Here is a 19,997-nt window from a genome sequence, read left to right on the forward strand (position 1 = left end):
CTTAAGCGCCCCTTTCCGTTGTATCCGGACCGTTGTAAGCCGGTTTATGCCCCGGGCGCCTCGCTGCGCCGCTCGGCATGGACGTAGAGCGGCTTGGCCCGCCCTTCCACCACTTCCTTGTTGACCAGGATGGTTTCGATGCCGGTCAGGCCCGGCAGGTCGAACATCGGGTCGAGCAGGATGGCTTCCATGATCGAACGCAGGCCGCGCGCACCGGTCTTGCGGGCGATCGCCTTATGGGCGATGGCCCTCATCGCGTCCTCGGAGAACTCCAGATGGACGTCCTCCATTTCGAACAGGCGTTGGTACTGCTTGACCAGGGCGTTCTTCGGCTTGCTCAGGATCTCGACCAGCGCGCCTTCGTCCAGGTCGGACAGGGTGGCCAGCACCGGCAGACGGCCGATGAATTCTGGGATCAGGCCGAACTTCAGCAGATCCTCTGGCTCGACCTCATGCAGGATCTCGCCGGTGGCGCGCTCGTCGGCCGACCGCACATCGGCGCCGAAGCCGATGCTGGTGCCCTTGCCGCGCTGGGCGATTATCTTGTCCAGCCCGGCGAAGGCGCCGCCGCAGATGAACAGGATGTTGCTGGTGTCGACCTGGAGGAATTCTTGCTGCGGATGCTTACGCCCGCCCTGCGGCGGCACGGAGGCGACGGTGCCTTCCATGATCTTCAGCAGCGCCTGCTGCACGCCCTCTCCCGACACGTCGCGGGTGATCGACGGGTTGTCGGACTTGCGGCTGATCTTGTCGACCTCGTCGATGTAGACGATGCCGCGCTGAGCCCGCTCGACATTGTAGTCGGCGGCCTGCAGCAGCTTGAGGATGATGTTCTCGACATCCTCACCGACATAACCGGCCTCGGTCAGCGTCGTCGCGTCGGCCATGGTGAAGGGAACGTCGATGATGCGGGCCAGCGTCTGGGCCAGCAGCGTCTTGCCGCAGCCGGTCGGGCCGATCAGCAGGATGTTCGACTTCGCCAGCTCGACGTCGTTGTGCTTCGTCCCATGGGCGAGGCGCTTGTAATGATTGTGGACCGCCACCGACAGCACGCGCTTGGCGTAGGACTGTCCGATCACGTAATCGTCGAGTACCGCATGAATGTCGCGCGGAGTCGGGACCCCGTCGCGGGACTTCACGAGGGTCGTCTTGTTCTCCTCGCGAATGATATCCATGCACAGCTCGACGCATTCATCGCAGATGAACACCGTCGGACCGGCAATCAGCTTGCGGACCTCGTGCTGGCTCTTGCCGCAAAAGGAGCAGTAGAGCGTATTCTTCGAATCGCCGCTGCTGGACTTGCTCATCGGTACTCCGTCATCTCGCGGGAGGCGTGATCCTTGAGGACCATGCCCGTTCGCGGCGCCCCCCGACGCCGGTCCTACTCAGGTTATCGCGGACGACGCCCGCGACAAGGTCATGCGCCGGTTTTGCGACGCATCACGATCCGCACACCAGCTTTCGCCCTGATGACCGGATCGTGTCACTGCCATTCAACAACAGCGTCACGACCCGATCAACCCTTTGTTGGAAGGGCTCAGGAATGGTGGTCCACGCCCGGGCGCTTCTCGACCACTTCGTCGATCAGACCGAAGGCCTTCGCCTCTTCCGGCGACATGAACTTGTCGCGTTCCATGGCGGTCTCGATGGTGTCGAGATCCTGCCCGGTATGCTTGACGTAGATGTCGTTCAGGCGCGAGCGCAGCTTCAGGATCTCCTGCGCCTGGATCTCGATGTCCGAGGCCTGGCCCTGGGCGCCGCCCGACGGCTGGTGGATCATGATGCGGCTGTTCGGCAGCGAGAAGCGCTTGCCCGGCGCGCCGGCGGTCAGCAGCAGCGATCCCATCGACGCCGCCTGCCCCATGCACACCGTCGACACCTGCGGACGGATGTATTGCATGGTGTCGTAGATGGCGAGGCCGGCGGACACGTAGCCGCCCGGCGAATTGATGTAGAGAGCGATGTCCTTGTTCGGGTTCTCCGACTCAAGGAACAGCAGCTGCGAGCAGATCAGGCTGGCGACGGCGTCGTTCACTCCGCCGATCAGGAAGATGATCCGTTCCTTCAGCAGGCGCGAATAGATGTCGTACGCGCGCTCGCCCCGGTTGGTCTGTTCGATGACCATCGGGACCAGAGCATTCATCTTCGGCTCGAAGTCGTACATGTGTTCTTCCCTGCCCCCGCAGTTGGCTGAACCGGTGATCGTTGCCGGTACGGAACCACATATAGGAACCTATGGGGGCGGATGGTAGCCCGCCCCCACTCCTTTTGGGAGTTTAGGCCGCGGCGGCCTCGCCGCCGGTCTCGTCCTCGTCCTTGCTCAGCTCTTCGACGCTGACGGTCTTCTCGGTGACCTTGGCCTGATCCAGGATATGATCGACCACCTTGTCCTCGAAGATCGGGGCGCGCAGGTTTTCCAGCGCCTGCTGGTTCTGCTTGAAGAACTCGAACACCTGACGCTCCTGGCCGGGGAAGCGGCGGGCCTCGTTGATCAGGGCGCGGTTCACCTCGTCCTGGGTGACCTGGATGTTGTTGCGACGGCCGACTTCCGACAGCAGCAGCCCCAGGCGGACACGGCGCTCGGCGATCGAGCGGTACTCGGCCTTCAGCTCGCCCTCGGACTTGTCGGCATCCTCGCCGGCGGTGCCGTTCTTCAGCTCTTCCTGCAGGCGGGCCCAGATGCCCTCGAACTCGATGTCGACCATGCCGGCCGGCACCTCGAACGAGTGGGCCTCGGCCAGCTTGTCGAGCAGCTGGCGCTTCACGCGCAGGCGCGACAGGCCGGCATACTCGCCCTTGATGCGGTCGCGGATGGCTTCGCGCATCTTCTCCAGGCTCTCCATGCCGAACTCCTTGGCGAGTTCGTCATTGACCTCGGCCGGGACGTTCTTGCGCAGCTCCTTCACGTCGACCTCGAAGACGGTCGCCGCACCCTTCAGGCGCTCGTGCGGGTAGTCTTCCGGGAAGGTGACGGTGACGGTGCGGTGCTCACCGGCCTTGGCGCCGACCACCTGCTCCTCGAAGCCCGGCACGAAGCGGCCGGCGCCCAGCTCCAGCGGGTAGTCCTTGCCGTCCATGCCCGGCAGGGCCTCGCCGTCGACGGTGCCCGCGAAGTCGATGACCGCGATGTCGCCCATCTCGGCGGCGCGGTCGTCGGTGACCGGAGCCTGGGTCGACTGGGCCGACGCCAGACGGGCCAGCGCCTCCTCGACCGACTCGTCGGTGACCTCGGCGACCGGCTTCTCCAGCTCGATGCCCGAGAAGTCGCCCGGCTCGACGTCCGGCAGCAGCTCGACGGCCATCTTGTAGGAGAGGTCGCCGTTCTCCTCGTACTTCTCGACCTCGATCTTCGGCTGGAGCGCGACGCGCAGGCCGCGCTCGCTCAGCACCTGGCGCGAGCTGTCGGAGATGGCGTCCTCCAGCACCTCGGACAGCACGCCGCCGAAATAGCGCTGCTTGATCACGGTGACCGGCACCTTGCCCGGACGGAAGCCCGGCAGCTGCACCGTACGGCGCAGCTCTTCCAGCTTGCCGTTCACCTTCTCTTCGATGTCCTTGGCGGAAATGACGACCTGAAATTCGCGCTTGAGGCCGTCGGTGCTGGTCTCGGTGATGTTCATCGGAACGAAAGCCTATCTCGTTGGTCCGGCCCGGCGGCGCCCGTCCGGGCGGCCCGAATCCGTGTTGTTCATGCGGTCCAAGGTGTTGCCATGGTGCGGGCGAAGGGACTTGAACCCATACGACCGAAGTCACTGGAACCTAAATCCAGCGCGTCTACCAATTCCGCCACGCCCGCGTTCATGGCAAAAGGCAGCCGCGACGGGTGCCGTGACACCCGCCGGACCGCCGGCGAAGTCCGGTCTATAGCACAGCCCGCGGGAAGCAAACAGGCAAAATGGCCTGTCCTGCCTCATCGCCCCGCGCCGCCGATTCCCTCAGCCGCCGGCCTTGCCCAGCGACCGCACGGAGGAGGAGGCGATGATGCGCCCCTCGCCGGTGTAGGCCTCGTGGTTGGCGTCGATCTCGCCCAGCCGGTACCGGTAGTTGATCATCAGGCCAAGCGACTGGGCCAGCCCCTTGGGCGACCGGTCGGCCAGCCAGTTGAGCCGCTCCATCCGGGCGCCGTTGGTCAGGTGGAAATGCGCCACCGGATCCAGCGCCCGGGCGCGGCCGCCGCCCCTCGCCTCCTGGACCGCCGTCAGGTAATGGACGCACATCCGCATCAGCGGGCCGCGCAGGTGCCTCTGCAACTCCTCGTCCCCGGCCCATCCCGGACGGGCCAGCACGCGCGCAAGCAGCGGCGTCCCGTCGATCCCGACCTCATCCCCATCTTCCACCGGCGCCTCCGTACCGTCGTCGACCTGCTCCAACTCGGTCAGCCGTTCGGCGATGCGCTCGGCCTCCGCGTTGGTCAGCACCGCGTCGCCGTCACGGTCGAGCGCGGCATCGAACCACCGGCGGAACCCCGGGATCGGCGACAGGGTGGCATGGCACTTGATGTTGGGAAACTCGGCAGCCAGCCCATCGACCACGCGCTTGATCAGGAAATTGCCGAAGCTGATGCCGGCCAGCCCGACCTGGGCGTTGGAGATCGAATAGAAGATGGCGCTGTCCGCGCTCTTCGGGTCGCAGACCGGGGCGGACGGATCGAGCAGCGCCTGGACGTTGTCCGACATGCCCTGGACCAGCGCCACCTCGACGAAGATCAGCGGCTCGTGCGGCATGCGCGGATGGAAGAAGGCGAAGCAGCGACGATCCGAATCGAGCCGGTCCTTCAAATCCTGCCAGCCGCTGATCTCGTGCACCGCCTCGTACTTGATCAGCTTCTCCAGCAGCGACGCCGGGCTGTCCCAGGTGATGCGGTGCATCTCCAGGAAACCGACGTCGAACCAGGCGCGCAGCAGGTTCTTCAGATCGTCTTCCAGCGCCTGCAGCAGCGGTTCGCCGCGCGCCATCCTCATCAGCTCGGCCCGCAGGTCGACCAGGAACTTCACCCCTTCCGGCAAAGCGTTGAACTGGGTCAGCAGCCGGAGGCGCGGCGGCTCCAGCGCGCGGCGCAGCGCCCGTTCGGCATGGCCGCGGGCCACCGGGTCGGCCGCCGCCTGGAAGGTCGCCATCGCCTCCGTCACCGCGTCGCGATCGACGTCGAAGTCGCGCGCCAGCATCAGCAGGAAATTGCGCCGGCCCTGGGGATCGAGCGCCAGATAGGTACGACCCAGCTGCGCGGCGCGGGCGCGGGCAGAGACCTCGCCGCCGCGCGATTCGAGGCAGGCCTCGATCTGCTCCTTCAGCCGCTCGGCATCCTCCTTTGGCAGGTGGGTGCGCGGCGGGGCGCCGACGGCGCCGCGGGCCGAGGCGGCGACCTCGCGCCAGCGGGTGCGCAGATTGTCCAGCGCACGGTCGAGGAATCCGGGCTGGGCCGGCGGCACGGCATCCGGCGGCGCGGGGTTCGGGCCGGCAGAAGGATGAGTGGCGGTGGTGTCGGGTGCGTCGCTCATACCCCTGAGTCTGGCCCCGCCGCGGCTGCGCTGCAAGTGGGCGCGCGAACGCAGCCGTCGGAAGTACCCCGCCCCGACCTACCCCTGCGCCTTCAACGCCCTCAGCACGCCCGGCAGAGCGCCGGCCAGATCGTCGGAGATCATGCCGGGGCCGAGCATGCACCCCGCCTCGCCATGCAGCCAGACCGCGGTGCAGGCAGCCTCGAACCCGTCCATCCCCTGCGCCAGCAGCCCCAGCACGATGCCGGCCAGCACATCGCCGGTGCCGGCGGTCGCCAGGTCGGGCGGCGCGTTGACGTTGACCACGGCGCGGCCGTCGGGTGCCGCGACCACGCTGTCGGCCCCCTTCAGCACGACGACGGCGCCCGACCGCGCCGCGGCGGCACGCACCCGAGACAGCTTGTCGCCGTCCATCCCGACCGAATCGCCGAACAGCCGGGCGAACTCCCCTTCATGGGGGGTGAGGACGCAGCGCTTGTCGAGCCGGTCGAGCAATTCCTCCGTCGAATCGGAGAAACTGGTCAGCGCGTCGGCGTCGAGCACGCAGGCCCGGTGGGCCTCCAGCGCCTCCAGAACCGCGGCACGGGTGTGGGCGCCGCGGCCGGCTCCCGGCCCGAGCAGCACGGCATTCTTCCGCGTATCCTGCAGCAGCCGGCCGAAGGCACCGGCATCCTCCAGCGGCTCGACGATCACGCTTGGGCAGCCGGCCGCATAGATGGGAAAGGCATCGGCCGGACAGGCGACGGTGACCAGCCCGGCCCCGGCCCGCAGCGCCGCGACCGACGCCAGCCGCGCCGCACCGGTCATCCGCGCTCCGCCCAGCACCACCGCATGGCCGCGCGCATATTTGTGGCCGTCAAGCGCCGGCCAGGGAAAGCGGTGGCGCCACAGCGACGGGTCGTTCACCGCGGTCTGCGGCGCGATGCCGTCCAGCACCCGGTCCGGAATGCCGATGTCGGCGACCACCACCTCGCCGCACAGGGTGCGGCCGGGCAGCAGAACATGGCCGGGCTTGCGGCGGAAGAAGGTGACGGTCAGCGCCGCCTGGGGCGCGGCGCCGAGCACGCGGCCGCTGTCGCCGTGCAGGCCGCTCGGCACGTCGACCGCGACCACCGTGCGCCCCTCCATCGCCTCGACGACGGCGCGGGCGAGGCCGTCGAGCGGACGCGACAGCCCTGCGCCGAACAGGGCGTCGATGACCAGCGGGTTGCCCTTGAGGATGTAGGGGTCGGCGGCCTCGATCGGGCCGGGCCAGCGCTCGGCCGCGACCGCGGCGTCGCCGCTCAGCGCCGACCGGGTGCCGAGCAGCGCCAGCCGCACCGGCCAGCCGGCCTCCAGCAGCAGGCGGGCGATGACGAAACCGTCGCCGCCATTGTTGCCGGGACCGCAGAGCACGGCGGTCGGGTGCGGCGCCCAGCGCTCGCACACCGCGCGGACCACCGCGGCGCCGGCGGCCTCCATCAGGGCCGGGCCGGGCACTCCGGCGGCGATGGCCAGCTGGTCGGCCCGATACATCTCCGCGACGGACAGAAGCTCATCCATCCCCCACTCCCCCGGCCCTGGCCTTCACGAGGGCGAGCATATGCACGCCCACTCTACCCGTTGGCAACCTCTTCACCCGGATCGGACGATGCGGACAAGCATAAACGCCCGCAAAACGGCGGACCAGCCGTGCGGACGTCGAAAAACCAGGTTTTGCGCATGATTTGAAGAGGGAATGGGGCGATGGATGGGACTCGAACCCACGACCACTCGGACCACAACCGAGGGCTCTACCAACTGAGCTACCACCGCCGCCGTCAGCGTCGCCGCCGTCGGGAGCCGCGTTATGCTCCAAGAGCGGACGCCCGGTCAAGCGGCTTTTTTCACGGCATCAAAAAAAGTTCCAGGATGCCGTTCCGCCCCCAATTCCGTGCCCGTTGGGCTCTCGTCGGCGGTGCGAACGCGCGGATCGCTTGCGCCATTTGCACAAATATTGTTCACTCCGCCGCATCCTTCGGCAGTACCCTGCCCCATCGGACGGCATCCAACCGTCTTATGACCAGCGTCGGCGCCGCCGGACCGGATCGGCCGAATGTGGCACGCTCCATGCTTACCGTCGTCGTTGTCGGCAGTGCCGTGGACGGTGCCTGCCGGCGTTGGCACCTCGTACACGAGAGACCCATGAAGAAGATCGAAGCCATCATCAAGCCGTTCAAACTCGACGAGGTGAAGGAAGCCCTTCACGAGGTCGGGATCAAGGGGATCACCGTCACCGAAGCCAAGGGTTTCGGCCGCCAGAAGGGCCACACGGAGCTTTACCGGGGCGCGGAATATGTCGTGGATTTCCTGCCGAAGGTGAAGATCGAAGTGGTGATGGAAGATTCCCTGGTGGAACGGGCGATCGAGGCGATCCAGCAGGCCGCTCATACCGGCCGCATCGGCGACGGCAAGATCTTCGTCACGCCCGTGGAGGAAGTGGTCCGCATCCGCACCGGCGAGAAGGGTGCCGACGCGATCTGATCGCGTGCGGCCCTGATCCCCTCCAACCGACCAGCACCCGCCAACATGCGCCGTTTTCCCTTCCCCTTCCCGCCGGCCCCGGCCGCACCCTCCGCCGAACGGCCGATGGCCGCCTATGGCGGACGTGCGACTTTTTGGGTTGGCGCGTTGTGCGGGGAAGAAAGGCGTGAGATAACGTCCGCCGCAAGCGCCGCCCTCCGCAACCGGGGTCTCCATCGGACCCCGTCCGCGGTTTGACGCAGCGGGACCCAACCCTCTTAAAGCGTGGAAAAAGAGACATGTCCGACATCAGCAAGGTCTTCGACCTGATCAAGGAACACGACGTCAAGTACGTGGACCTGCGCTTCACCGACCCGCGCGGCAAGCTGCACCACACCGCCCAGCACGTCTCGACCATCGACGAGGACGTGTTCGAGGACGGCATCATGTTCGACGGTTCCTCGATCGCCGGCTGGAAGGGCATCGAAGAGTCGGACATGATCCTGAAGCTGGATCCGACGACGGCCGTGATGGATCCGTTCGCCGCCCAGCCGACGCTGAACATCCTCTGCGACGTCTATGATCCGGGCACCGGCGGCTCCTACGCCCGCTGCCCGCGCGGCATCGCCAAGGCCGCCGAGAAGTACACTGCGTCGGCCGGCATCGGCGACACCGTCTTCTTCGGCCCGGAAGCCGAGTTCTTCGTGTTCGACGACGTCAAGTACTCGGTCGACATGAACAAGGTTTCCTACGAGTTCGCCTCGGACGAGGGTTCCTACTCGTCGGGCAAGGACTATGAGGACGGCAACCTGGGCCACCGCCCGGGCACCAAGGGCGGCTATTTCCCGGTCGCGCCGATCGACAGCGCCAACGACCTGCGCGCCGAGATGCTGAGTGTGCTGGCCGAGATGGGCGTCCCGGTCGAGAAGCACCACCACGAGGTGGCTGCCGCCCAGCACGAGCTGGGCATCAAGTTCGACACGCTGGTCCGCACCGGCGACAACATGCAGTACTACAAGTACGTGGTGCACAACGTCGCCCACGCCTACGGCAAGTCGGCGACCTTCATGCCGAAGCCGGTGTTCGGCGACAACGGTTCGGGCATGCACTGCCACCAGTCGATCTGGAAGGACGGCCAGCCGCTGTTCGCCGGCAACCAGTATGCCGACCTGTCGGAGCTGGCGCTGTACTACATCGGCGGCATCATCAAGCACGCCAAGTCGCTGAACGCCTTCACCAACCCGTCGACCAACAGCTACAAGCGCTTGGTCCCGGGCTATGAGGCCCCGGTCCTGCTGGCCTACTCGGCCCGCAACCGTTCGGCGTCCTGCCGCATCCCGTACGTCGCCTCGCCGAAGGGCAAGCGCGTCGAGGTCCGCTTCCCGGATCCGTCGGCCAACCCGTACCTGGCCTTCGCCGCCATGCTGATGGCCGGCCTGGACGGCATCCAGAACAAGATCCACCCCGGCGACGCGATGGACAAGAACCTGTACGACCTGCCGCCGGACGAGCTGGCCAAGGTTCCGACGGTTTGCGGCTCGCTGCGCGAGGCGCTCACCGCGCTGCGCGAGGACAACGAGTACCTGAAGAAGGGCGACGTGTTCTCGGCCGACATGATCGAGGGCTACATCGACCTCCGCACGGAAGAGATGATGGCCTTCGAGACCATGCCGCACCCGATCGAGTACAAGATGTACTACTCGGTTTGATTTGGTCCTTGGAAACACTGGGCCTTTCATCACTTCGGAAACGGAGGGTGTACCGGCCCGGTGCACCCAGTCAAGAGGCTCCCTGGGAAACCGGGGGGCCTTTTTTCTTTGCGGTTACTGGCGCCTCTCCCCGTGCCCCTGGGAAGCCTTTAGATGGGCGCCCTGCTGCGGGTTGCTCTGACCGCTACCGATGCAGCCAACACCAGCCCGAACGACTCAGCGGGCGTTGCCGCCGCTGCCTGTGGGGCACGGATCAGCACGGGGAATGCGTGGGACTCCAGATGGAACCAACGCCCCCCGGCCCCTCTGGAAATCCCGCTTCACAAATGAGGGGTAAAGGTCGATGCGGTTGATATTGGTGCCTTCCTACTCAGCCGTCTTACCCTCCGACCGATGCCCAAGCGCCGCTCTCCGACACCGCTTCCCAAAGTCGGCTTAGTCAGGTCCGATTTTGCGACCAGCATACCGTATCTAGTAGCCAAAAAGCTCCCTGCATACTTCTAATTGACAACTTCTCGTCATCGCAACATTGGCAGCGATTAATTCACCCACCCTTAGCTGGACTTTGCGCATTTACGCCGGGAAGCAGACGGCTTGGATCAGTCGGTTGAGGATAGGGTCCGGGGGTTTCGCGATCTCCGCGTGATGGGCTGATACTGGAAAAGTCATTTCACGCCAGAGTTGGAGGCGTACGGCGGCGATGGCATCACTGAAGGTTGGCTCGTCTTTACGGTACCACGGCGCGGCCCTCGGTGTGATCGCTGCCCCCGCGGAGATGTCGTTGGCCCAGAGCGTGACCAGCGAGAACAGCCCGAGCAGGGCCGGAGTGGTGCGCGCGATAGCTTGGTCCGACCATTGCCGTTGGGTCTCAACCCCCAGATGTCGACGAACTTCGGCGAAAGTCACTTCGACGGCCCAGCGCCGAACGAACCAGCGTAGCACATCGAGCGGATCGGCCTGGAGATCGGTGCACAGAAAGCCCTGCGGCTCGAAGGCGCCCTGCACATCGCGCACCAGCACCCATCGGATCGGGACCTGTTTGCCGGGATGATACCATATGGCCGTGCCGGTGCTGATCTCCAGTTGGCGTTCCCCACCGCCATACCAGCCGTTCACCCGAACGCGGCACCAGGATGTGCCTGTATCCTTCAGGCGTTGGACAAGCGAGGGCAACCGGGTGCCCGACACCCGAGGGCGTCCCTTCGTTCCCGGAATGCGTGGCGGGGCCGGTTCGAACAAGCGGGCATCCAGGCGCAAGCGCGTGACGACGGTGAGGTGGGCTCGTAGATCACTGAGCAACTCGATGGCTGCGTAGCTGCTGTCGGCGACGACGATCAGCGGGCGACCAGGCGCCCAGCGCCTGACCTGGAGCAGAAGCTGCCGTGCCCAATCGGTAAGCTTCTTATGCCGACGTCGGGTATCCTGGGCAAACCGCTCCGAAGGTGCCAAAGCGCTGAGAAACGGCAGGGCCCAGACCCGTCCGGCCCAGGGGATCGGCACCAGCAGCATGACCACCATCCAGCGCAGGCCGCTGGCCTTGACGAAGTGACCATGGCTGGAGCGCACTGGGTCTCGATAGATGCCGCGCGCCTTGATCTTGGGACCCCAGCGCCGCTCGATCGTCTCGTCGATGCCGATGACCACCGGGCCTTGCGGCACGAAGGCGGCGATCAGGAGCGTGAACAGATGCCGGGCGACAGCGAGGCTCGACCAGCGGTTCCGATTGAGAACGCGGTGGAAGTTGGCGAAGCTGCCGGTCTCGCGCTGTCCCATGATGCTCAACACGGCCGTCACGGTGCGTCGCCCAGGGGTGAGAAGCGCTCCGGCAACCAGCACCAGGACATGGCGCCAGGTCGGCCTAGTGAACAGCGCCGCAAAGGGCGCCATCCAGCGCTCAATGCTGTCTGGAACGGGAGACATGACAGGGCTCCGCTGGTTGGAACCCTTGGGTAAACCCGACTGGAACGGGAGGATCACGATGAGCGTGGACGCCATGCTCGAGCGGATCGAGCGCTTCAATCGCACCCGAGGCGGCGGCGTGATCGTACGCAAGGTCGCCCGCGGTTACACGCTCCTCAGCGGGCACAACGGTGCCCCCGTCGCGAGGTTTCGACCCACCGGTGACGGGGACAAAGTGAAGGTGCTCTGGTGGAACGGCGAAAGTTGGGGGGCGTCAGGCCCCTTCGGCGTCGCCACCATGCCGCTCGACAGAGCCCTCGACTACGTCGCCAATGACCCGGACTTCTGGATCAACGCCTGATCCCAGCATCGCGAAATTGGCCAAAGTCCAGCTTAGGGAGAAACTCCAACTCTGAGGGATCAAAACATGCTGCCGACCATCACCGCAGACCTGCCTTTCCTGGCCCGCGAAGTGAACGATGCCCACGCCCAGACCCACAACCACGCCAAGGGGATGCTCTTGGAGGCGAAGCGGGCCGGTGAGGCATTGGTGAAGGCCAAGGGCCTGTGCCCGCACGGGACGTTCAAGGATTGGGTGCAGGCACACTGCCGCCTCAGCTACCGCCAAGCCACCGCCTATATGCGTGTCGCCAAGCTGTCCAAAGATGCGGACCTCCGCACTTTTGACGGCGGCATTGACGCCTTCCTTCAGACGTTCGCAACCAAGCGTATCAAGGACCCTGCCCCCGAGTTCACCCATCGTGATGCGGATTACGTCCTGCGCATCCATGCTCTTGCCGAGCGGGGAGCGGAGCATGAACGGGATGTGGCTGCGGACAAGCTGACCCAGACAGCCGAGCGGTTCGGAATGACGGCTGAAGCCATGGTCAAGCAGGCACACAAGCTGCGCCCGAACAACGACCTTACCGACGCCGAAAAGGAAGCCAGAACGTTTGAAGAATGCCTGAAGGCACAGGCTTCGGCTTTTCAGGAACGAGAAGCCATTTTCCGGGAATTGGAAGAACAGTTTTCCAACACACCGAAAGAGGACCTTCTTCGCATCCTGACTGATCTTCGGATCAAAGGTGTTTGGTAAGCACTGGAAGTGGCAGGAAAATTTTACTTGAAGCGCTAAAGCCAAAACAAGGGGGACGCCTCTATTAAAGAAGAAGAGAAGCTTCCCCTCCAATTTCAATCACAATCCCAAACAGGAAAACCATGGAACCTATCGCTCTCCCAGCCAATACGGCTGTGGATAATGCACTGCCGTGCCCTACGGACCATGAATGTGGTTCGCTCTCCACTATCACGATTGATTGTTTGAAGGAGTATTTCACTTCGGCGGGCCATAGCCCTAGCCCCTTGATGTGGGATGCGCTGTCCGATCAGGTAAAGGCTATGGAGGCGATGGCAAACGGCACAGCCTGTCCGTCCCTCTACCTGTCATCCCTGGACCCAGGGGTAGGCAAGACCCAAACCCTCTATGCCTTTGTCCGCAACCTTGTCCGCTCCCCCGCCCATGCCGGTGTTGGGGTGCTGATCTGCCTTGGTCGGCTGGAAGAGGTCCGCAGCTTCGTACAGGGCATGAACGCATTCGGGGTTCTACCGCCTGCCGCCGTTGCCGTCATGACCAGCGACCCCGCCCTGAACGCCCTTGGTCATCCGGTTCCCCAAGAGGCGCAGGTGCTGGTAACGACCCACCAGCGTTTGGAGCGGATGCGGGGCCGTCGGTTGTCCGATGCTTCCGCCTTCCTCTACCAGGGCAAGCCAAGGGCGGTTCGGGTGTGGGATGAGTCGTTCCTTCCTGCCCGTGCCGTGGTACTGAACACCAACACCATTGCCGGCCTGCTGGAAACCCTGTCCACCATCAACCCGGACCTACGCGCCCGGATCATGGCGATGGTGAATGAGGTCGAGGGGCTACCCGACAACAGCGCCTACACCGTTCCTGACTTCGCGGCGGAGTTCGGCATTGGGCTTCCGAAGGTGATCCGGGCAATGGGGCGGAGGGCGCCCACAAAGCCGAAGGATGCGGCGGCCGATCTATGGCACCTGTCAGGGCGAACAGTCAGCGTCCGATGCGGCAACAGGGATGGGTGGGCCTTGGTGGATTACCGGGATAGCCTTCCGCCCGATATGGCGCCTATGCTCATCCTGGATGCGTCGGGGCGTGTCCGGGCCACCTATGACGACATGGAAGCCCGTGGCCTGCTGGTGAGGCTCCAATCGGCTGTGAAGAGGTACGACAACCTCACCGTCCATCTATGGGACAAGGGGGGCGGGAAATCCTCCTTCGCCCTGCATGGTAACGAACTGTGCAAGGAGGTCGCCCGCATGGTCCTGACGAAGCCGCAGGAACCTTGGTTGGTGATCGTCCACAAGCCTCACCCTACCGGCGGGGATTACGAGCGACTGATTCGCCAGCACCTACAAGGGGCCGATGTGGATGTAGCCTTCCTGACGTGGGGCAACCACATCGCAACCAACACCTACGTGGATCGGCCGAACGTGATCCTTGCCGGGACGCTGTTCTACGGCACAGCACAGTATGAGGCTCTGAAGCGATCTGTTGCCGATCAGCGGGCATCCGACGCCTGTGTTAGCGCGGAGGCGCTAGCGCGGGTAAAGATGGGGGAGACGATGCACCATCTCCTACAGGCCCTATGTCGGGCTTCTGTGCGTCGCTGTGAGGGTGATGGTTGCCCCCCTACCAGTGCCTACGTTATCGGCAACAGCCGCCATGACTTCCAAGGGGCGCTGGCGAAGGCGTTCCCAGGTGCGAGGGTCAAGCCGTGGCGGCCTGAGGGGTTGAAGTTGACCGGGTATGTCGCAAAGGCGATTGCTTACCTGTCGGAAATGGCAAAGATTGTTCAGACAGGCGCTAAGGTGCGGTTCAAGCAGGTTGCACAAGCAATTGGCATGAAACCCGAGAACTTCAATAAGGATGTGCGGGAACATCCGGCTTTCAGTGAAGCTCTGGGCAAACTTGGAATTATCGAAGTTGGAGGATTTTCACGAAAAATCTCATTCCAGTTTCAGACACCTATCTAGTCTATAATAATAAAATTCGGCACACTGATGGCTAAATAGATATATGTGAACCTACAACTTGAAAGGAGACGTCGACATGATGACATAGGGAGGGCATTCGGATCCCTCCCCTCCTCTCCTGTTCAGAAAATCCGATCAATTAACAAAATATGCACAACCAACACCTCTATGATTATAGGCATTATGAACGAAATAATATTTATTGGCCGGTCAATGTTTGAGCTATCAGTCCGTGCATGTATCCATGGCCAGCCCAGTTAGTAACTGCATTCCTTCTTTCCGAAGACGGAAAATATCGCGACCCGTAAAGTATAGCCGACTGTACATAAGGGGAAGAATTTGAGTACTCACCACATATCGACTTCCGTCTCATAAAGTTACCGAACCGGCACACATATATTGCCGCCACCGCTTTTAGCGCATCATGACATTTACTTTGCACCACCAATTCAAGACACCAAAGCACTAAATTGTCACCCCCCACACCTCCCGCAATTAGAGAGGAAATAAGCCACATTTTCTGCCAATCGAAAAATAGTTCATCTTCGATAATTGATTTTTCAATGTGGTTTCTAAGAACCACTTCATCTTTCAAAAATTTCGAGGCGTACATGCCATATAGTTGCGCCATGGAGGGGCGAATTACGAGATTACTTATCACATGATCAATCGCATAGTCAGACTCTGCCTTAGCAAAAAGAGGGAGACAAAAGCGTTCGATTTTCTCTTCACTACCTTCATATTGATTGGCGCTATCGAACAATCTCTGAGTTGCAATAAGCTCCTTATCTGGCGTTTCCGTCACTTCCGGAACTTCATCATCAAATTCTGTCTGAAATCCATAATCGCTGCTAATCTCGTCATGGGTAAACTGACTTTCCACCTCATCGATAGCATCTTCAAAAAGTGCTTCCAAATCTGGCTCCTCAGTAAACAAAGCCGATGCGGCCATAATCGATGATTTATATTCATTCAAATACAAGTCGTATACACGAAGCTCACGAGTGATATCACGAATTATCCGTTCAGCATGATCGAAAGACCTGACAAATATATATATGTCATCAACATACCGAACAGATGGCACTTTCATATCACTTAATAGCTGATCAATAGGAGTGAGGTAAAAATTGCCAAGCAAGTCTGAGGGGAAGACACCCTGTATAATTCCTCTTGAATTTCTGTCTCCAGTAAATTTTACCAGTATATTTTCTAATGGTGCACAATGAGCTTCAGAGCACCCAATATGCTTTAAGAAATTAATCAGTGTATGCTGGTTAATCGATGAAAAGCAGCTTGCAACATCAAGCTTAACAACATATTTGGTGGTGCGGTGCTCCGAAAGAACCCTAAGACGCTCTTGCATTTCGTTCCAGCAAATCCTGCTGGGAACAAAAAACTTTCCCTCGTGTTCACTTCCAGCAATCCAGTTGCTGAATGAACGTGACTTGTCCGTATTCTGATCCAAGATGCTGGCTAGATCATCGGCAATAAGTTGATACAAAAGCCGATCTTTCGGCATAAGAATGCTGCCTGGGCGAGAGAAACTCGGCCCCAGACGCTTTAGAGAGACAGACCTCATCCGTGTACTTTTGGGAACTTCCATTGTTACTGGAATAGATGGAGAAAATTTTCCATTTTCTAATTCTGATCGAAGTTCGCTCTTTAGATCATCGAATGAGTCTTTAAATATGCAGCGGATATGCGGAGCAAATATAAAGTCAGTCTTCATATCCGCCAAAACATGGCTGCGACTTCTGTCCCAGTTAAACTTTTTCACTATAGCCGGATCAATTCCAAATGAGTGCTTATTCCTTTTTTCCGCCATTTCCCTTGTCCTTTGAAGACGATCTAAGAAAAATTTCAGCAGAGTTGACATTAGACCGCCACCCACAAATGGATTATCCCAAAAGGGGTTAATGACCGTCAACTGCTATCCATTAGGGCTATATGATCTGCGGGGCACTTGTCCCAATAGACCGTGCCCTAGCGAGCCGTCTCACGCCCACGCCTAAGCCGTCCCAATAAAGTGCTCTCTTGCATTTTTGAGACAACGAGACGATAACGTCTAAGGGTTCATTGAGACACTTGGGACGGAACAGGCCATGTTGATCGGCTACGCTCGCACCAGCACCCTTGACCAGAAAGCCGGCATTGAGGCACAGGTCCGCGACCTTCAGGCGGCGGGGTGCGAGCGGCTATTTCAGGAACAGGTATCGTCGGTGGACGTGGCGAACCGGGAACAGCTTGCCATTGCCCTCGACTTCATTCGGGAAGGGGATGCCCTCGTAGTGACGAAGCTCGACCGCTTGGCCCGCTCCGTCGCCCACCTGATGACGATCCTCGACGCCCTGAAGGCCAAGGGCGCATCCTTGCGCATCCTGAACATGGGTATCGACACCAGCACCCCCACCGGCAAGCTGATGCTGACCGTCCTTAGCGGCGTAGCGGAATTTGAGCGGGATATCATGCTTGAACGCCAGCGCGAGGGCATCGCCAAGGCCAAGGCTGAGGGGAAATACAAGGGCAGGAAGCCCACGGCACAGGCCAAGGCCGAAGACGTGATGGCCCTGAAGGCGGAAGGGCTAGGGGCAACGGAGATTGCCAAGCGGCTCGGGATCGGCCGTGCGAGCGTCTACCGCATCCTTGGTGCCGATGCGTGATCCAGGGACCGCAGGGCGGTAGGAGTCCCAAGGGACCGGAAGACACTCTCCGCCCTCCCCCGCCCCCTCCGGAAATCACACTTCGCAGAATGGGGTTAAAGCACCGTTGCTCGGTTGTTGTTCCGACCTTCCGTCACGCGGGGCCGCTGTAGATTTCTCCCTGCCCTTGTCACCCGGCGGGTTCCAGATGCGAGAGGTCAACGCCGAAATCCAGCTTCTCGATTAGGGCCAAGCGTTCGGGTGCCGAAAGTAGCTTTCCGCCATAGACGCCGTAGGTGATGCCGACATTGACCACATGGCCGGCAAGCTGCCCGCTGAGTGTTTCCGGCACCCCGGCAACCTGCAAACTGGATATGAAGGTGTGGCGGAAGCTGTGGAACTTCAGACCGGAGCGGCCAAGCCCGACCAAGTGCCTGAAGTGCGACCACCACGCACAGAACTTCTCGCTATAGCGCCCATCGGCACTCGGCTTTATCTCGGGCCACAGGGGACCGGCGCCCTTCTTGGACACCTGTTCGTGGTGGGACAACAGGCCGAGCCGGATCAGCCGCGGATGCACCGGGACGATGCGCGTTCCTGCCGCCGTCTTGGTGTCTTCCACTGAGAAGCACCAGATGCCCTCGATCTGCCGCAGGTCCGTCACCTTCAGCTTAGCCGCCTCTTCAGCCCGCAAGCCGGAATGCAGGGCGATCAGGGGCAGCCAGAACTTATGGTCCTTCACCAGAACGCCGCCGGGCCTCTCCCGCCGATCCGCCCGCCAATGGCCGGTGTAGAGCGGGCAATGAAACAGCACCTTCAGGTCTGCGGGGGTGTAGGCGTCACGATCCGCGTCATCCGCCTTGGGCGCCAGTCCCTTCAACGGGCTGTCGATGGTGCATTTCCCCTCGATCTTCGCCCAATTGAGCATAGCGTTCACGTACTTGAAGTTCTGGATGATGGTGTTGTTCGACAACTCCATATCGGCCAGCGCATCGCGCCAGTCACGGACATCATCCCGAGTGAGGTCATCAACTGCCTTGTTGTTCAGGATTTCGGCAAAACGGGTCAGCTTCGGCTTGGTGTTGGTGAGGGTCCGCCCTTTCCATTCCCCGTCCCTGACCTTCGCTTCGGCGTAGACTTCCACCAACTCCGCCAGCGCCATAGATTGGGGTGTGCGATCAACCGGCGGGGCTGCGGCAGTCGCCGCGGGCGGCAGGGCGAACAGCGGATCACGGGCGGGGTGCCCATAGTCGCCCACCCGCCGGGCCTTGGTCTGGTTCAGCAACTCCACCTGTGCCCGAAGGAGGGTGCGGCAAAACCGCCCATAGGCATCGCTTGCCCGATCCACCGACAGCCCGCCTGCGGCCAAGAGTTCATCGGCCACAACCTCAATCTGCCTATAGTCGTTGACCGCCAGCGCCTCCCGGCTGTCCCCGATCAGGTCGGACAAGAGCGTCAAGTCGGCTTGGATCGGCTCAATCTCGGGATCGGGAGCGGCATAGAGGGTTTCCCCTGCCCTGACCTTCTCCAAATCGCGTTCCGCCGCGTCGAGTTCCTTCGCCAGCCAATCGCGGGCAATGGCGTTGATCCTGTCGGTGGTGAGGGCGGTATCGGTCATGGCGCTGGCAAACAACCTGTCGGCAACCGCGGACAGCCTCCGTCCCCTGACGATGGCCGTGGCGCGATCCTTGGTCCGCAGGGACACCACCAGTTCCCGCTTAACAAACCGCGAACGCAGGCCCTCAGGCACCTTGCGCCGCCACCTGAACCCATCGCCCCGACGTTGGACATGAAGCACCGGATGCCCTCACTCACGGGCGCCGACAGGCCGTTCCGGTGTACCTCCCCGGTGTACCTCCCCGGTGTACCTGCGGGCGCGAATTACGCCGTGAAGTGGGAAAAATCCAATGATTTCAGGACCATGCCGCACCCGATCGAGTACAAGATGTACTACTCGGTTTGATGTTGCCTTGCGGCGTCCGGCAACGGGCGCCGCTTCGGGTCCTGCATCATTCGAAAGCCGCTCCCGGTTCGCTCCGGGGGCGGCTTTCTTTTTTGGCCTGCTCGATCCAGACACCGACATCGGGCGATGGACATCCCTTGCGCTCCGCACAATCCGCCTTCGCGCAGGTGCAGGCGGGGAACAGGCAGCCGTCGCCGTTCAGGTCGGTCGCCCGCACCGCAAGGTCGTAGCGCACCCCGCGCATGATCGTCGGCCCGGCGGTGCTGTGACGCTCGTAATGTTCGACGACGAGGCGCACGCGGGTGAGCAGTTCGCGCCGTTGATCGCGTTCCGAATCGCGTCCCGGATCCATGCCTTCGCCCCCAATCGCGGTGATCGCTGCACAGAGGGGACGCGGAACGGCCGGCCCCTGTTCCGGCATCCAGGCGCAGTACGGCGCAAGGGCTATGGGCTGGTCGGGAATGATGCTGCCTCCAGCCTGTTTCCGCGTCACCGACCAAGACAGGAGACCATGATGGAGCGTGACCGGCTGCACCGCGTCGCCAAGGCATTGGGCGATGTCCGCCTCTACGACAAGCACCACACCGGCGAGCTGATCTCCATGCGTCTGCGCGATTCCCTGGCCGACAACCCGGGCTTTGACAAGGAGGAGGTGGACAAGACGCTGCTGGAACTGGCCCGGGTCGCGCTGGAGGCCGCCGAATAGCGGGGGGCGGAGTGACGAAGCGGCGTCCGGCCTGTTGATGGTGGAGAC

Annotated in this window: 16 protein-coding genes and 2 tRNA genes; 7 read left to right on the forward strand and 11 right to left on the reverse strand. The window is 62.3% G+C overall.

Features of this window, described 5'->3' with window-relative positions; all coding sequences use genetic code 11:
* Window positions 1-44: 44 nt before the first annotated feature.
* The 7 genes from clpX to AL072_RS13890 all read right to left on the reverse strand — a co-directional run bounded on the left by clpX (window position 45) and on the right by AL072_RS13890 (window position 7,292).
* Window positions 45-1,307 carry an ATP-dependent Clp protease ATP-binding subunit ClpX gene (gene clpX, locus AL072_RS13860; RefSeq protein ID WP_045582065.1) on the reverse strand — a complete coding sequence of 421 codons (1,263 nt, stop codon included), beginning with the start codon at window positions 1,305-1,307 and terminating at the stop codon, window positions 45-47.
* Between the two features lie 230 nt (window positions 1,308-1,537).
* Window positions 1,538-2,164 (reverse strand): ATP-dependent Clp endopeptidase proteolytic subunit ClpP, encoded by a 627-nt coding sequence (gene clpP / locus AL072_RS13865; protein ID WP_045582064.1) that lies wholly within the window; start codon window positions 2,162-2,164, stop codon window positions 1,538-1,540.
* A 112-nt stretch (window positions 2,165-2,276) separates the two neighbouring features.
* The gene (gene tig, locus AL072_RS13870) at window positions 2,277-3,620 is read right to left on the reverse strand and encodes a trigger factor (protein ID WP_045582063.1); all 1,344 of its coding nucleotides are present in this window, start codon (window positions 3,618-3,620) and stop codon (window positions 2,277-2,279) included.
* A gap of 91 nt (window positions 3,621-3,711) precedes the next feature.
* Window positions 3,712-3,796: transfer RNA gene (locus AL072_RS13875), tRNA-Leu, on the reverse strand.
* Between the two features lie 139 nt (window positions 3,797-3,935).
* Window positions 3,936-5,498 (reverse strand): malonyl-CoA decarboxylase, encoded by a 1,563-nt coding sequence (locus AL072_RS13880; RefSeq protein WP_045582062.1) that lies wholly within the window; start codon window positions 5,496-5,498, stop codon window positions 3,936-3,938.
* Window positions 5,499-5,576: 78 nt separating this feature from the next.
* Entirely contained in the window at window positions 5,577-7,040 is a 1,464-nt protein-coding gene (locus AL072_RS13885) for an NAD(P)H-hydrate dehydratase (protein ID WP_045582061.1), read from the reverse strand.
* Between the two features lie 176 nt (window positions 7,041-7,216).
* Window positions 7,217-7,292 (reverse strand) — tRNA-His (locus AL072_RS13890).
* 243 nt (window positions 7,293-7,535) lie between these two features.
* On the opposite strand from AL072_RS13890, the gene AL072_RS33425 reads away from it, so the two are divergent.
* Entirely contained in the window at window positions 7,536-8,000 is a 465-nt protein-coding gene (locus tag AL072_RS33425; protein WP_158511065.1) for a P-II family nitrogen regulator, read from the forward strand.
* A gap of 278 nt (window positions 8,001-8,278) precedes the next feature.
* The gene (gene glnA, locus AL072_RS13900) at window positions 8,279-9,688 is read left to right on the forward strand and encodes a type I glutamate--ammonia ligase (protein ID WP_045582060.1); all 1,410 of its coding nucleotides are present in this window, start codon (window positions 8,279-8,281) and stop codon (window positions 9,686-9,688) included.
* A gap of 573 nt (window positions 9,689-10,261) precedes the next feature.
* Here the strand turns inward: glnA and AL072_RS13905 are convergent.
* On the reverse strand, window positions 10,262-11,608 hold the full coding sequence (locus tag AL072_RS13905) for an IS701 family transposase (protein WP_045582059.1): 1,347 nt from the start codon (window positions 11,606-11,608) through the stop codon (window positions 10,262-10,264).
* A 58-nt stretch (window positions 11,609-11,666) separates the two neighbouring features.
* On the opposite strand from AL072_RS13905, the gene AL072_RS35310 reads away from it, so the two are divergent.
* The 3 genes from AL072_RS35310 (at window position 11,667) to AL072_RS13920 (ending at window position 14,638) form a co-directional block, all read left to right on the forward strand.
* Entirely contained in the window at window positions 11,667-11,948 is a 282-nt protein-coding gene (locus AL072_RS35310) for a hypothetical protein (protein WP_045580520.1), read from the forward strand.
* Window positions 11,949-12,014: 66 nt separating this feature from the next.
* Entirely contained in the window at window positions 12,015-12,683 is a 669-nt protein-coding gene (locus AL072_RS13915) for a DUF3102 domain-containing protein (protein ID WP_045582057.1), read from the forward strand.
* 224 nt (window positions 12,684-12,907) lie between these two features.
* On the forward strand, window positions 12,908-14,638 hold the full coding sequence (locus tag AL072_RS13920) for a hypothetical protein (RefSeq protein ID WP_144428217.1): 1,731 nt from the start codon (window positions 12,908-12,910) through the stop codon (window positions 14,636-14,638).
* 199 nt (window positions 14,639-14,837) lie between these two features.
* Here the strand turns inward: AL072_RS13920 and AL072_RS33435 are convergent, their stop codons facing one another.
* The gene (locus tag AL072_RS33435) at window positions 14,838-16,568 is read right to left on the reverse strand and encodes an RNA-directed DNA polymerase (protein ID WP_144428218.1); all 1,731 of its coding nucleotides are present in this window, start codon (window positions 16,566-16,568) and stop codon (window positions 14,838-14,840) included.
* Between the two features lie 175 nt (window positions 16,569-16,743).
* Here AL072_RS33435 and AL072_RS13930 point away from each other — a divergent pair, with 175 nt between their 5' ends.
* Entirely contained in the window at window positions 16,744-17,301 is a 558-nt protein-coding gene (locus tag AL072_RS13930; RefSeq protein ID WP_045582055.1) for a recombinase family protein, read from the forward strand.
* Window positions 17,302-17,470: 169 nt separating this feature from the next.
* Here AL072_RS13930 and AL072_RS13935 read toward each other — a convergent pair whose 3' ends face one another.
* Together AL072_RS13935 and AL072_RS13940 are read right to left on the reverse strand one after the other, a co-directional pair.
* Window positions 17,471-19,030 carry a site-specific integrase gene (locus AL072_RS13935; RefSeq protein ID WP_144428219.1) on the reverse strand — a complete coding sequence of 520 codons (1,560 nt, stop codon included), beginning with the start codon at window positions 19,028-19,030 and terminating at the stop codon, window positions 17,471-17,473.
* Window positions 19,031-19,289: 259 nt separating this feature from the next.
* Window positions 19,290-19,595: a hypothetical protein gene (locus AL072_RS13940; protein WP_045582053.1), complete on the reverse strand. Its 306-nt coding sequence runs from the start codon at window positions 19,593-19,595 to the stop codon at window positions 19,290-19,292.
* 159 nt (window positions 19,596-19,754) lie between these two features.
* Here AL072_RS13940 and AL072_RS13945 point away from each other — a divergent pair, with 159 nt between their 5' ends.
* On the forward strand, window positions 19,755-19,949 hold the full coding sequence (locus AL072_RS13945) for a hypothetical protein (RefSeq protein WP_045582052.1): 195 nt from the start codon (window positions 19,755-19,757) through the stop codon (window positions 19,947-19,949).
* Window positions 19,950-19,997 lie beyond the last annotated feature (48 nt).

It is taken from the genome of Azospirillum thiophilum, assembly GCF_001305595.1.
Classification (GTDB): domain Bacteria; phylum Pseudomonadota; class Alphaproteobacteria; order Azospirillales; family Azospirillaceae; genus Azospirillum; species Azospirillum thiophilum.